At 41.1% G+C, this 15,791-nt stretch carries 7 protein-coding genes; all 7 read left to right on the forward strand.

The annotated features are described in order from the left end of the window. The first annotated feature begins 297 nt into the window (after positions 1-297). The 7 genes from HZA08_04415 to HZA08_04445 all read left to right on the forward strand — a co-directional run bounded on the left by HZA08_04415 (position 298) and on the right by HZA08_04445 (position 15,758). Positions 298-1,575: a hypothetical protein gene (locus HZA08_04415; GenBank protein ID MBI5192673.1), complete on the forward strand. Its 1,278-nt coding sequence runs from the start codon at positions 298-300 to the stop codon at positions 1,573-1,575. Positions 1,576-1,761: 186 nt separating this feature from the next. Next, positions 1,762-4,932 carry a tetratricopeptide repeat protein gene (locus HZA08_04420; protein ID MBI5192674.1) on the forward strand — a complete coding sequence of 1,057 codons (3,171 nt, stop codon included), beginning with the start codon at positions 1,762-1,764 and terminating at the stop codon, positions 4,930-4,932. A gap of 745 nt (positions 4,933-5,677) precedes the next feature. Continuing rightward, on the forward strand, positions 5,678-7,918 hold the full coding sequence (locus HZA08_04425; GenBank protein ID MBI5192675.1) for a tetratricopeptide repeat protein: 2,241 nt from the start codon (positions 5,678-5,680) through the stop codon (positions 7,916-7,918). A gap of 10 nt (positions 7,919-7,928) precedes the next feature. Beyond that, positions 7,929-10,154 (forward strand): tetratricopeptide repeat protein, encoded by a 2,226-nt coding sequence (locus HZA08_04430; GenBank protein ID MBI5192676.1) that lies wholly within the window; start codon positions 7,929-7,931, stop codon positions 10,152-10,154. Positions 10,155-10,687: 533 nt separating this feature from the next. After that, positions 10,688-12,748, forward strand: a complete 2,061-nt coding sequence (locus HZA08_04435; protein ID MBI5192677.1) for a tetratricopeptide repeat protein — start codon at positions 10,688-10,690, stop codon at positions 12,746-12,748. A 122-nt stretch (positions 12,749-12,870) separates the two neighbouring features. Next, positions 12,871-14,997 carry a tetratricopeptide repeat protein gene (locus HZA08_04440; GenBank protein MBI5192678.1) on the forward strand — a complete coding sequence of 709 codons (2,127 nt, stop codon included), beginning with the start codon at positions 12,871-12,873 and terminating at the stop codon, positions 14,995-14,997. Positions 14,998-15,017: 20 nt separating this feature from the next. Continuing rightward, entirely contained in the window at positions 15,018-15,758 is a 741-nt protein-coding gene (locus HZA08_04445; GenBank protein ID MBI5192679.1) for a tetratricopeptide repeat protein, read from the forward strand. The last annotated feature ends 33 nt before the right edge of the window (positions 15,759-15,791 follow it).

Here is a 15,791-nt window from a genome sequence, read left to right on the forward strand (position 1 = left end):
ATGATGGTATTTATGGTTATAGCAGGCTATGTTTGTATAAAAGATATACACTGTTAAAGGTATTAGGTTATAAGTTGATACATATTCACATACTATGTTCTATTTTCTTGCTTCTTGCTTCTTGCTTCTTGCTTCTCTATATTTTTTCTAACCTCTTGATTTTACAGCTTTGTTTTATTTATTCACTATTCACTATTCACTATTCACTGTTTTATGGCATACCCCTTGCAATATCCTTATTCGTGTACGCTGAATAAAAACAGCGAAACTGACAATGAAAGGAGGTGAAACGTAATAATGAAAAAAATAACAATTAAGACAAAAGGAGAAAAAATGAGAAAATTTATACTTCCTCTATTAGTAGCAGGGGCTGTTGCATTTACAGCAGCTCAGGCAATGGCAACAAGCGCTACCAGAACTGCATCCTTTGAAGAAAATCATGCATATCAAAATAGCTATGTTGGTGGTACTGTAACAACTATTGAAAACACAACTACACCTGGTAACCACTACAAGAAAACTGATATGTTAGAACAAGGCAGACATGGCGGCGGCAGTGGTGGATATCAGATTAGTTCTTCTATTCTGAAGAGCGTTGCAATGGATTCAATTCCTGGTTGGGAGGCAGCCGACGGTTCAGTTGGTTATACAACCAATGCAAATCCATTTCAGGCAGGTTTAGTAGGTATTACTGATTATCCGTTGATGGCTCCTCGTTATACACAGCCATGTCCGGATTGGTTTGGTCCTAAAGGAACATGTCCGGCAAACGCTTATGCAGTTGATCCTCAGACTGAACCAGGTTCAGGTAATGACGCAATTGCATGGGATGGTATTGTGTTAGATGACCTATACCAGGCAGTCGGTGCTGATGACAGCAAGACGGATACAGTTTCAGGCGGTTCAATAGCAAACAGGACATTCGATCAGTGGTTAGATCAGCTCTTCTTAAACGGAAATGCACAGGGACATAACATGACTGTTATGGCCGGTACAACTGATGTTACCACATACGGACGTCATTTTAACATCGCTGATACATTAGACCAGGATATCGCTGATTGGTCTACCTCATATCATGGAACAGTAGGTCAGTCAGCTAAGGACGAGACTACAGGTATCTATGGTAAGTTGACCATGATATTCCAGTTGGCAGGTAGAGTTACCGGTACACAAGCTTGCGCCAGCGGTGCAGGATTTACCGAAGGTGGTGCACACAGACCAGGTGGAAACGTTCAGTGTGACTATGCACAGGCTGATGACACTTTAACCGGTGCACATCTTGGTGAAGGTGTAGGTTCATTTGCAGCTCGGGCTGATGGAATGACTGCATGGAAACTTGATCAGTGGGTAGTATCAGATGTATGGGATTGGGTACACAAGGCAGATGGTGCTTTAGTTGCTGACCCTCATGCAGTTGATAAGAATGGCGGCGAAGGCGTAGCTCAGGGATACAGCTCATGGTTCAATGATGGAGCAGGTCAGAAGTTTGACTACATCTACAACTATGATGGTTCCCATGGTACGATTGACAAGACCTTTACAAAAGGTGATCACACCCATCCGGATCCATAATTCTGAATTAACTTGTAATCATGATAGTGATTATATTAAGGCCCTTGGAAACAAGGGCCTTTTTTTTGAGTAAGACAAGGTGAGAAGTAAGAAGTTAGAAGCAAGAAGGAAGAAGCAAGAAAGGAGGTAGAGACAATGAGATAAACTTTGACTGGAAAGGTTATTTCCGATATATTCAACGTCTTTATGATATTCTTAAAAATTAGAAATAGCTTTATTCGTGTTCTGATTCTTGCCTTTTTTTCTCTTACTTCTTACTTCTTGCTTCTTACTTCTTGCTTCTTATCTCTGTCCGGCAATAACTACGCCTATGCAGAGGAGGCACAGCCCACTGTCTCTTCTCCGCTTGAAAGGGGCATCCGGCTTCTGAATGAAAAGAAACCTGATGAGGCATTAAAGGCCTTTGAAGAGGCTTCATCCGTAAATCCGACGGACCCCTTACCCTTTTACTATTCAGGTGTTGCGTATCATATTAAACGGCAGTTCGCCCCGGCCCTTAATGCATTAAACAAGGCATTAAATCTTCAGCCTAACATGCCGCCTGCCCTGCTCAGGATAGGTATGCTGTTTGAAGACGTGGGGAGGATTAACAATGCAAGGGAAGTTTATACCGACCTTATTGAAACAGGTGTAGAAAATGAGTATGTTAAAGAGGCAAGGGAAAGGCTGAACAGGATTACATCAAAGGAACATTTCAAGAAGGCATCCCAGCTTTTTATCGGAAAACAATATGAAGAGGCGCTTAAGGAACTGGATATAGTCTTATCCCTTACGCCTGAAGATGCTGAGGCACTTTTTTCTTCCGGAATGGTCTCTGTATTTTTAAAAAAACCTAAAGAGGCTGTGTATTTCTTTAAGAAGGCTTTAGAAAATAATCCAAACCATGTTAATGCACGTTTACAACTTGCGATTGTGTATGAGTCTCAGGGTGACTATGAAAATGCAATAAAGACTTTTAAAGAGCTTATTTCGTTCTCACCTAATTCTACTCAGGCAAAGGAGGCTGAGAAAAGGCTCGCAGAAGATGAAAAACGATTTAAGGCCCGCGGCCATTTTGAGGCGACGGCAGAATTGATACGCAAAGAACTCTGGACAGAGGCCCTCGCTGAGGCAAAGAAGGTGTTGGAGGCAGAGCCTGATAATCCGGATGCACATTTCAATCTTGGTTTAATCCATTATAAACTTAAACAGAATGACCAGGCTATCGAGGCATTAAAACATGCGATTGATGCTGACCCAAAACTTCAAAAGGCATACTACCAGCTTGGGGTTGTATATGATGATATGGCGAAATATAAGGAAGCGGTTGAGGAGTATGAAAAGACTATTGCTATAGATGAAAAGGCAGAAGAGGCTACTAAGGCAAGGGAGCGTATTGAACTCATTAATTCTGTGAATGTAGAGGAGGAGGTAGCCAACGAGGTTAAGGAGCTTCTTAAAAACAAAGATGTTGACAGTGCCATAAAAGAGATAGAAGGTTTTTTAATGAGGAAGAAGGGGGATACAAAACTCCTGATGACCCTCGCTGCTTTATATCAGCGTGCAAATCGTTATCAGGATGTTGCCTCTACCCTGGAAAAACTGTTGAGTTTATCTCCAAAGGATATAAAGGCTCGTTTCTTCCTTGCAAATACTTATGAATTGATGAGGGAGTATGAAAAGGCATTAGATCAATACCGCATATTGGCAGATCAGGATAAAGAGACACCAAAGGGAAAAAAGGCAGAGGAGAAGGTGCAGAGATTAACATTACAGGTACATTATGACCGTGGTAAAAAGTATCTTCTATCAGGGAATTATGAGGCATCCCTGATAGAAATGAAGGCAGTCCTTGATGTTTCTCCTGATGAGCCGCTTGCACTTTTCAATATGGGTGTTCTTTATGACCGTCTAAATAGTCCTGACGAGGCAGTGTCATCTCTAAAAAAGGCAGTTACCATTGTTCCTGATTATACAATAGCCTACTTTCAACTTGGATTAGTTTATGAAAAGATGAGGAAGTTTGATGAGGCAAGAGATGCATTACGTAAAGTCATAGAGATTGACAAAGAGGGTAAAGAGGCAAAGATAGCACAGGATAGGATCAATTCTCTGAAGGAAAACGAGGAATTAACCTTACGCCTAAAGGAAGCAATAGGTTTTATGGAAAAAAGGGAATGGGATAATGCGAGGAAGTCTATTGAGTCTCTATTAGTCACTCATCCATCCAACTATATGGGATATTATTATCTCGGTATTATTCTGAATAGGTCAGGGATTATAGATGAGGCTAAGGCGGCTTTTAAGAAGGTTATCGCTATTAATCCAAAATTTGCGGCGATATATCTTCAACTTGGGGATATGTTGATGCAGGAGGGCGAATATGAAGAGGCAAGAAACAACTATGAGCAGGCGATCCTAATTAATAAAGATTCTCCGGAGGCGGCAACAGCCGGGGAACGACTTAAAAATCTGAAGGCATGGTGGGGTAGTTTTTCTATGAGTCACAGCTACAATTCAAACATAGCCTTCCGCTCTAAGGCACAGTCAAGTGCAAACTCCAATTATAACCTTGGGTTGAGCTATACAATGCTTCGCCGAAAAAATTGGAATATATCTACTGTACTATCCGGTAGTGAAGCCATTTATTATGAAAGCCAATTTAAGGGGAATTCATACTCCGCTGCCTTAAACGGAACCCGTAATTTTCTGGATAAATATACCTTATCAGGCTCCGGAACATATAGCGCATCCTTTTTTGAAGGGAAACCGACTGTTGTCTCGACTCATTTCTCTGGAAATGCAGGGACAAATCCGGGAGGAATACCATCGTCAGCTACCCTTGCATATTCTTTTTCCAACACAAGGTCTTTTGTAAATAAATTAAGTAATGCAAACCAACATAATCTGAATCTGTCACTCTCACAAAAAATGTCTGCACGGGATTCATTAACCGGTAGTTATGGATTCAGCATATATCAAAATCTTGATCCCATAGGCAGTAATTATGCAAACAGGACGCATGCTGTTTCTTTAAGTTACGGCCACCACTTTTTTTCTTTTTTAAACCTGAGCCTCAGCTACTCAAGAAGCTTTATAAACTACAGTAACCCGGATTCAACAACACTTTTTCAGAGATACCGCAGTAATGTAAGTGAGGGAATGAATGGGGGGCTTAGCGTCTCTTTTTCAGAAGATGTTTCATTGTCTTTCAGCTATACTTTTTCCTATGCAATAAATCGTACAAACCTTGCGCCGTTAACGGCGGAAGAACAGCAACAACTGAAGGACCTCCTGTCTACCCCACTTCCAACAGTCGGCGGCGGGGGAGGATATACTGCACACAATGCAGGTTTATCATTAAGCGTTCGCTTTTAGCGTTCATCCGAAAATCCCTTCCGGCGGGGTAAGAAAACCCCGCCTACCCATATCTATGAGGATAGGCGGGATATTCTTGTCCCGTTGATTTTCATGGCCCTTTGTGAGCGCCCCGCTCATGAGGGTTCATCCGAAAATAACCCCCCCATGCCCCCCCTTGAACAAAGGGGGGGATTGCCGTTGGCCATTGAGCACCAAAGGAACTTTCCCCCCCCTTAACAAGGGGGGGCTTGGGGGGGTGGTTTTCATCCTCCTTTGTGAAACCTCCGTTTCATGACAGTTCACCCGAAAATCTCCGCTAATTGCCCGTCATGGTTCGACAGGCTCACCATGACACCTTGGCTGTCATTCTGAGAAATGTAGCGTCGGGGTTTATCCCCGACGTCTAAAGCTCATCTACCGTAGACCTCCAAGTTAGCCTTCTGAGACGTTGGGGATAAACCCCAACGCTACGAAAACCATTGTACAGAATTTTCATCCCCCTTTGTGAGCGCCCCGCTCATGAGGGTTCATCCGAAAATCAACCCCATCCCCACCCTACCCCTCCCCTTGAAGGGGCGGGAATCAACATAGCCCCCTCTCCCTCAGGGAGAGCTGCAATTAAATTCCTTCCAAATCCCTCCCCCCTCTTTTGCGGGGGGAGGCAGGAGGGGGGATCAGGGTGAGGGTGGGGTTTTCATTGCCCTTTGTGGTCGCCCCTCATGACGGTTCTATGGCATAGTTATTGCAAGAATGCAATAACAAAGTGAGTAGAAATAAATTACCTAATACCTTATCACATCCATATATAGCCTTTATCCTTTTTGCATCAATTGGTACCTTGATATATTTGAATTCCCTTAATAATCCATTTCAATTTGATGATTTTAATGTAGTAGTTAATAATTTCAAGATACAAGAAATAAAGAATATACCCTACTTTTTTATTAATCCAAGATTCGGAGCCAACAATCCAATGGCCGCCGGACACTACAGGCCTATTTTATTTACAAGTTATGCAATCAATTATGCTATAGGCGGGTTGAATACCCTTGGCTATCATATAGTTAATCTGGCTTTTCACATTGGGACAGCGTTTTTAGTTTTCCTCATAGTGAAGGGAATGTTGGAAGACAGTAAGCAGGTAGCAGTAAGCAGTGAGCAGATAGCAGAAAACAAACAGAAGTTAGAAGCAAGAAGTCAGACGACAGCAGACATCCAGCGGGACAAGAATGTCCCGCCTATAGATAGTCGGGGTTTTCTAACGCCTACGTTTGTAGATAGTCGGGGTTTTCTAACCCCGATGTTTGTTGCCTCAGTGGCTTCTGGTCTTATTTTCCTTGTCCATCCATTTAATTCAGAGGCTGTAAATTATATAACAGCCCGTTCGAGTATAATGAGCGGGTTCTTCTATTTGTTGGGGTTTTATTGCTGGGTGCTTTTTAGAAGTCAGAAGAAAGAAGCAAGAAGCAAGAAGTTAGAAGCAAGAAGTAAGATTTCAGAAGAAAGAAGTCAGAAACAAGAAGTTAGAAGTCAACAGGCAGAAGAAAGAAGTAAGAAGGCAGAAGTAAGAAGTAAGATAGGGGAAGACCGGCAAGGTTTTTCTAACTTCTTACCTCTTACCTCTTACTTCTATCTTTTTTCCCTCCTCGCCTTTATCGCCGGTATGTTAAGTAAAGAAGTGGTGATAACTTTGCCGGTAATGTTGTGGTTGTATGATTTGTATGGGTTTAGCAGAAGCAAGAAGTTAGAAGCAAGAAGTAAGAATCAAGAAGATAACACAGTAATAAATAAGTATGCAGTATTTGATTTGCGTACCTATATCCCCTATCTCCCTTTTGTTCTTCTTGTAGCGATACCGTATCTGCTAGTACGTCTCTTTTCACTCGGCAGGGTGCTTGATAAGTTTCAGAGGGGTTTTATTACACAACTGTTCACAGAGTTGCCTGTTCTTGTGAGACATTGGCAGATGTTTTTTATCCCAAAGGGCTTTAGCCTGGTTCACGATGTGGATGTATTCCATGGCATGACATGGTTGTTTATGGTTTCAGTTGTAATATTGATATTATATCTGTGTGGTATTGTGTATCTATTTTTGTATGGAAAAGGCCGTTGGCGTATTATATCTTTTTTTATGCTGTGGTTTTTTATTGTACTGCTTCCAACAACAATTATTCCACTTAATGCAATCTTTCAGGAAAACCGGGGTTACATGGCCTTGTTAAGTTTTGCAGTACCGGCAGGGATTGCAATTGAGACTTTGTTTAATTATAAAAAAAGTGTAGTATTGAAGGTTATCGTGCTGTTATTATTATTGGCGGTTTATGGAAGTATTACGATGCAGAGAAACATTGTATGGGGGGATGATATTAAGTTATGGAAGGACGCATTAGAGAAGTCTCCGCAATCCGGGATTTCCTTTGCAGGATTATCTCTTGCCTATAAGAACAGTGGTGATACATTTCTCTCAATTGAAACTGCGAAAAAGGGAATTTCTGTAGAACCTGATAGCTATTATCTCCATATGCTTATAGGAGCAGATTTTCAGGCACTTGGTCAAATGGATGAGGCCGCTAAAGAATATGAAAATGCGCTTAATATAGATGCAGGTTTCGGTAATGTATGGAATGACCTTGCAGTTTTGTATATAGAAAAAAACAACCTTGAACGTGCGGAGCAGTGCTTAAAAAATGGGATAAAGGTTTGGAAGGATTTGCCTCCTCTTTACTATAATCTGGGCAGGATAGATATAATGCGCGGAGATTTTGTTAATGCTATTAGCCACTATGAAACAGCAGTAAAATTGTATCCGGATTACCTTACTGTGAGGTATGACATGGGAGAGGCTTATGAAAAACTTAATAAGATAGATCAGGCAAAGGAACAGTACAGAGAGATTATTAAATATAAAACAATTAATCTTAAAAATTTGAATTACAGGTATGGGTTAGATGAAAAAATAGCAGGGGAAATTATAGCAAAGGCGGAGCAGAAGTTTAATCAGTAAGTTTTAATGTATGAAAGAAGATATGTTCGGGTTCAGAAAAGGGTGTCACCGGTATCTCATAGTCTTTTGTATCTTTTTATTTGCAGGTCTGCTCATCTATTGGAATTGCTTAAGTAATCCTTTCCAGTATGATGATGACGGCGTGGTTGTTAAGAATACTAATATTAAAGATGTTAAAAATATCCCGCTTTTTTTTATAAACCCAAGACTGTCTGAAAGTAATCCTCTGTATGCAGGACATTACAGACCTATTGTTTATGCAAGTTATGCGGTTAATTATGCTATCGGGGGATTAAACCCATTCGGGTATCATGTTGTTAATCTGGCGATTCATATTGGTTCTGCGTTTTTGATATTTCTTATAATGAAGGCAATGTTAGAAGACAGGAAGCAGTCAGCAGTAAGCAGTGAGCAGATAGCAGAAAACAAACAGAAGTTAGAAGCAAGAAGTCAGACGACAGCAGACATCCAGCGGGACAAGAATGTCCCGCCTATAGATAGTCGGGGTTTTCTAACGCCTACGTTTGTAGATAGCCGGGGTTTTCTAACCCCGATGTTTGTTGCCTCAGTGGCTTCTGGTCTTATCTTCCTTGTCCATCCATTTAATTCTGAGGCTGTAAATTATATAACAGCCCGTTCGAGTATAATGAGCGGGTTCTTCTATTTGCTGGGGTTTTATTGCTGGGTGCTTTTTAGAAGTCAGAAGCAAGAAGTAAGAAGTAAGATAGGAGAAGACCATCGTGGTTCTTCTAATTATTTAAATCTAACTTCTAACTTCTTACCTCTTGCATCTTACCCCTTACCTCTTACCTCTTACTTCTATCTTTTTTCCCTCCTCGCCTTTATCGCCGGTATGTTAAGTAAAGAAGTGGTGATAACTTTGCCGGTAATGTTGTGGCTGTATGATTTGTATGGGTTTAAGTCAGTAAGCAGTAAACAGTTAGCAGTAAGCAGTAAACAGACAGAAGGAAGTAACACACAATGCCCCTCCGAATCTGCTCACCGCTCACTGCTTACTGCTGACTATCTTTTAAACTGGCGTAACTATGTTCTATATCTCCCTTTTGTTCTTCTTGTAGCAATACCGTATCTGCTTATGCGTCTCTTTTCCCTTGGGAAGGTGCTGGACAAGTTTCAAAGGGACATAGTAACTCAAATACTTACTGAGGTACCGGTTTTATTTAAACACTGGCAGATGTTTTTTATCCCAAAGGGTTTTAGTCTGGTACATGATGTGGACATTTTTCATGGTATGACGTTGTTGTTGATGGTTTCAATCGTATTATTTATTTTGTACTTGGTAATTACTCTATATCTTTTTTTGTCCGGTAGTAGATACCTGCGGGTTGTATCTTTCAGTATGATGTGGTTCTTAATTGTACTCCTTCCAACAACGATTATGCCTTTAAATGCGATCTTTCAGGAAAACCGGGGATACCTTGCAGTTGTATCATTCTCTTTATTAATCGGGGTTGTACTAATGGAACTCGGTAAGAGGGTCAACAGGACAACAGTTATAAGCATTACTGTTATTTTGTTTATTATCTACGGAGTAATTACAGTCAAAAGGAATTTTGTATGGGGAGACAGTATCAGGCTTTGGAAGGATGCGGTAGAGATTGCGCCAGGTTCCGGAATAGCATACGCCGGTTTATCTGCAGTATATAGAGAGAGGGGAGACATGTTTCTTTCAATTGAAACAGCAAAAAGGGGGCTTAATGCGGAACCGGACAATTACTATTTACACCTTAATCTCGGGCGTGACTACTTTCTTTCAGGAGATGTTGACAAGTCCATACAGGAATATGAAAATGCTTTAAGAATTGATCCTAATGATGCGGTTTCAATGAATGAGCTTGCAACACTTTACGTTAAAAAAGGAGATATTGAACAAACTGAGATATTCTTGAAGAAGGCAGTCCGGAAATGGTATAGTCTGCCCCCTCTTCACTACAATTTGGGCGTGGTGCTTGTAGGACGTGGAAAATTATCAGAGGCCGTGACGGAGTTTCAGGAGGCTATTGCCATTTATCCGGCATATCTTCGTGCAAGGTATGAATTAGGTGAAGTCTATGAAAAAACCGGCAGGTTAGACATGGCAAGAGAACAGTACAATGAAATTATCAGGTATGGCTCACCTGATACCGCTACTGTAGAACTGTTGTATGACCAGGATAAAAGAATCGTGGATCGGATTGTAAGTATGGCCAGGCAAAAACTCGGGAATAAACAATGAAGTTTGAAATATAATCAGAAAGAGATTGGTAGTTATGAACCGTCATGAGCCTTCGGCTCACAAATGTTGATGAAAATGAGGCCCCCCCACCCGGCCCCCCTCCTGCCTCTCCCCCCGTAAAGGAGGGGGGAGGATTTGGTAGAAATTTAATTGTAACTCTCCCGCCGGGGGAGAGGGAGGCTGACGTTTATTCCTCTCCCTTGACGGGAGGGGGTTAGGGGGAGGGTGAGCTATGGAGATTTTCGGATGAACCCTCATGAGCCTTCGGCTCACAAAGGTACATGAAAATGAGGCTCAGGATGAAACAACCCCACCCTCACCCGGACCCTCTCCCTGAGGGAGAGGGTGCTTAGTTTTTATCCCCTCCTCTTCAAGGGGAGGGTTAGGGTGGGGATGGGGTTGATTTTCGGATGAACTCCCATGAACCGAGGGTTCACAAAGGGCCATGAAAATCAGCGGGACAAGAAAGTCCCGCCTATCCTTATAGAAATGGATAGGCGGGGTTTTCTTACCCCGCCGGAAGGGATTTTCGGATGAAAGATTGGTTGGATAAGCGATATGTAATTTTTATTATCTTCTTGCTCATAGGGATTCTGACGTATTGGAATAGCTTTGGTAATAGTTTTCATTATGATGATGAAATGGTCATTGTTTATAATAGGAATGTCACCTCTCTAAAAAATATCCCGTATTTCTTTATAAATCCTAAGATGATGTTTTCGGATCTGATGCCGGGTGGGCATTATCGTCCTCTTGTGCTTACTTCTTATGCTGTCAGCTATGCGTTCACTCAATTAAATCCTGTAGCCTATCATCTATTCAACTTTTTCTTCCACGTGGGGTCGGCGTTTTTGATATTTCTTATAGTGAAGGCTATGTTAGGCAGCATTCAGCAGTCAGATGACGCCCATCGGGACAAGAATGTCCCGCCTATAGATAGCCGGGTTTTTCTAACGCCTACGTTTGTAGATAGCCGGGGTTTTCTAACCCCGATGTTTGTTGCCTCAATGGCTTCCGGTCTGATTTTTCTTGTCCATCCGTTTAACTCAGAGGCTGTGAACTATGTTACTGCCCTCTCCAGCGTAATGAGCGGGTTCTTTTACCTTCTGGCATTTTATTGCTGGGTGCTTTTTAGAAGTCAGAAGCAAGAAGTAAGAAGTAAGATAGGGGAAGACCGGCAAGGTTTTTCTAACTTCTTACCTCTTGCTTCTTGCTTCTATATAGCTTCCCTCCTCGCCTTTATCGCAGGTATGTTAAGCAAAGAGGTAGTGATTACACTTATAGTCGTGTTATGGCTGTATGATATGTATGGGTTTAGGTCAGTAAGCAGTAAGCAGTCAGCAGTTAGCAATGAACAGTTAGCTGATAAAACTGCTTACCGCTCACCGCTTACTGCTGACTATCTTTTAAACTGGCGAACTTATATCCCATATATTCCTTTTGTCCTTCTCGTAGCGGTGCCTTATTTATTAATAAGATTATTTTCACTTGGGAAGGTGCTTGACCATTTTCAGAGGGATATATGGACTCAGTTGTTTACAGAGCTTCCGGTTCTGGTCAAACACTGGCAGATGTTTTTTATACCTGTTGACCTCACTCCCCTTCATTTAGTGGAAATATACAGGACTTATTGGTCTTTCCCTGTATTATTATCCACGGTCATTATCACAGCATATTTAATTATCGCATTTATTCTTTCACGGGTTCAGAGGCGGACTTTACGCATTATCTCCTTTTTTATGTTCTGGTTTTTTATAGTTCTCTTACCCACAACTATAATCCCTTTAAATGATATTTTTCAGGAAAACCGCGGTTACCTTGCAATGGTAAGTTTTGCAGTCCTCGCCGGTGTAGTAATAGGCGAGTTGGGGAGGATAAAGATTAAATGGGTTTCAATGGCAGTTCTGGTCGGTTTAATTATTTTTTACGCCGGCTGTACAGTACAAAGGAATAAGGTTTGGAAAAGTGAGATGGCCCTCTGGACCGATGCATTGAAGAAGTCTCCAAGGTCTCCGGCAGTTTACACAGCATTAGCTGTTGAATACAAAAGGGCAAGAAAGTTTAACATGGCTATAGATGCATCAAATAAGGCTATTTTACTGGGGGGCAATGATAATTTCTTTATCCATGACAATCTTGGGAGAATCTATTCTATGCAGGAAAAGTATGACCTTGCTATAAAGGAGTTTGAACAGGCAGTAAAACTGTATCCCTATAAATCGGATACTCATAATGAATTAGGTCATGCCTATTTTATAATGGGCAAAATAGAGTTAGCGGAAAAGGAGCTTAAGGAGGCTATTAAGTACGATCCAAAATTCTCCAGACCTTATTATAATCTAGGGATCTTGAGCAGGCGGGGTGGAAAATCTTCTGAGGCTATAAATTATTTTAAGACTGTAATTTCATTAAATCCGGCACATTCGAAATCGTGGTTTAATTTAGGGTCATTGATGGAAGAAATGGGCAACAAGGATGAGGCATTAAGATATTACAACAGGGCAGTTCAGGTAACTGCAAAGGATGAACAAGACGTAGCCCAGGAGGCACGTGAGGCTATTGACAGGCTTGAGAAGATGAGGGCAGCAAGATAATGAAACATCCATGAGCGTACCGCTCACAAAGGATGATGATAATGACGGGACAAGAATGTCCCGCCTATCCTCGTAGAAATGGATAGGCGGGGTTTTCTTACCCTGCCGGAAGGGATTTTCGGATGAATACAAAGGGTTCATGGTTCTCAACTATAATTTGCAGTAAGACATTAGTCCTTTGTTTGTTCGTTCTTCTTGGTACAGCGGCATATCTTAATAGCCTGCATAATATGTTTCAGTATGATGATTATTTTTACGTCACCTACAACAAGAGCATAAGGTCATTAAATAATCTGCCTCAGTTTTTTACAAATCCAAGATTACTTATTTCAGACCATCAGGCAGGTCATTACCGGCCGCTTGTATTGTTGAGCTATGCTATTAATTATGCCCTTGGCGGCCTTGATACCTTTGGTTATCATCTGACAAATCTCATCTTTCATATAGGTACAGCATTTTTGCTATTTCTTATAGTGAAGACCATGTTGGAAGGCATGGGGCTTGGGGCAGAAGTCAGAAGCAAGAAGTTAGAAGCAAGAAGTCGGACGTCAGCAGATATCCAGCGGGACAAGAATGTCCCTCCTATAGATAGTCGGGGTTTTCTAACCCCGATGTTTGTTGCCTCCGTGGCTTCTGGTCTTATTTTCCTTGTTCATCCTTTCAATTCCGAGGCTGTAAACTATATTACAGCAAGGTCAAGCGTAATGAGCGGATTCTTTTATCTGCTGGGATTTTACTGTTGGGTGAAGTTTAGAAGTCAGAAGTCAGAAGTTAGAAGCCAACAGACAGAAGAAAGAAGCAAGAAGTTAGAAGCAAGAAGTAAGATAGGAGAAGACCTGCGAGGTTCTTCTAACTTCTTACCTCTTACTTCTTACTTCTATATTGCTTCCTTCCTTGCCTTTCTCGCAGGTATGTTGAGCAAAGAGGTTGTGATTACACTGCCAATCGTGTTCTGGTTGTATGATATTTATTGGCCCAATAGAAGCAAGAAGCAAGAAGTAAGAAGTCAGATGCAAGAAGATAAGACAGATAACAATACTGCTCACCGCTCACCTCTTAATGCGGGGTATATATTAAACTGGCGGACATACATACCGTATCTCCCCTTTATCCTTATAGTAGTAATCCCATATTTTTTAATGCGGTTTTTTTCACTTGGAGGGGTCCTGACGCCATTCAAGAGAGATGTAATGACACAGTTGTATACTGAACTGCCTGTACTTGTAAAACACTGGAGACTTTTTCTTTTCCCAACCGGGCTTACATTCGGCGACGTTATAGGAGTCCGAAATAATCTCTGGTCATTCGAAATAGTCCTCTCTGCATGTTTCGTCATTGTATACCTTATATTGGCTGTATATCTTTTTCTTCGTAATGAATTATTTGCAAGAATATCTTCATTTTTCATGTTCTGGTTTCTGATTGTAATTATACCTACCACTATTATTCCCTTAAACGTGATTTTTCAGGAAAACCGGGGGTATCTTGCTATAGTGAGTTTTGCTGTTCTGACAGGGATAGTGATCAGCACCTTTTTAAACAAACTATCCGCTAAGCCGGCATTTGTAATATTGATAATACTGATTGGGGTTTACTTTGGAGGGACGGTTGCACGGAATCGGGTATGGAATAGTGAGGTAGGGTTATGGAAAGATACCATTGATAAGTATCCTGAATCGTCAAAACTCTACATAGCCTTAGGGGTTGCTTACACAAGGGCTAATATGTATAATGATGCACTTGATGCATTAAATAAGGCTTTTGATTTAGGCGGGGGTAAAGACCCTGCTCTCCATGAAGCACTTGGAAAAATATATATTGTTCAGAAAAAATGGGACCTTGCAGCAATAGAATATGAGAAAATGATTCAGGTACGTCCGGATTATTCCGGGTTTCGTAATGACTTAGGTGCAATATACTTTAACATCGGGAAATTAGACCTTGCAGAGGTGCAATATAAAAGGGCACAACAGCTTGACCATCTTGACTACCTGCCTCATTTTAACCTGGGAGTTTTATACACAGAGAAGGGGATGCTGAAAGAGGCAGTAAAGGAATATAATATATCAATCGCTTTATATCCTGATTATGTGAAGGCCAGATTTAATCTTGCAGAATTATTAGAAGAACTTGGAGATAAGGCAGGGGCACGGGAATATTACAGTTATATAGTAAAACAAAAAGGGAGTGAAGATAGAGAACTAACACATGAGGCAGGGCTAAGACTGGCTAACCTCATGAAATTATAAACATTAGGGGGAGAAAGATTATGGGAGAGAACAGCCAATCAGGCGGCTATCAGCAGCAAAACTCATCAAAAAAGCAGAGGTTTTCATGGAAACTTATTGTAATAGCTATAGGCGTGTTATGTGTACTCATTATAGGTGGGTTTTATCTAAAGAATTATTTAGAGAGGTCTGACCCTAAATATTACATGAAACATTACAGTACAGGGATACAGTTTTATAATAATGCAATGTTTGACCTGGCTATTGAAGAGTTTACAAAATCTATGAAGGCACGGCCTGATAGTTTTGAACCATACTATGGTATGGGACTGACTTATTTAAAGGTCAAAAAGTTAGATGAAGCAACTACCTATCTGAAAAAAGCTGTAACAATAAGGCCGGAGCGGGTGGATATTTTATATTCACTCGGCGTGGCATATCAACGCATGGGCAGGCTGGAAAAGGCATTAGAGATATATTATATAATAGGTAAAAAGGACCCTAACGCAGTTCAGGTGTTCAGCAATGTTGGTGTTGTTCATGTTAAAATGGGAAACTTTGATAAGGCATATCAGTCTTTACAGTATGCCATTAAGATAAAACCCGATTACTATCCGGCATACTTTAACCTTGCGAAGGCTTATGAAACGCAAGGTAAAATAAACCTTGCAATAATTGAGTTGCAGCATCTGAAAGATATTGCTGTGAAACAGCATGACACAAGCGGGGTAGCCGAAGCTGCTCAACAGCGGATAGCACAATTAAAAAATATTAAGAAGTAATAATATGGCATGTAAATTGCTATATTAACTATA

It is taken from the genome of Nitrospirota bacterium (genome assembly GCA_016212215.1).
Taxonomy (GTDB): domain Bacteria; phylum Nitrospirota; class 9FT-COMBO-42-15; order HDB-SIOI813; family HDB-SIOI813; genus JACRGV01.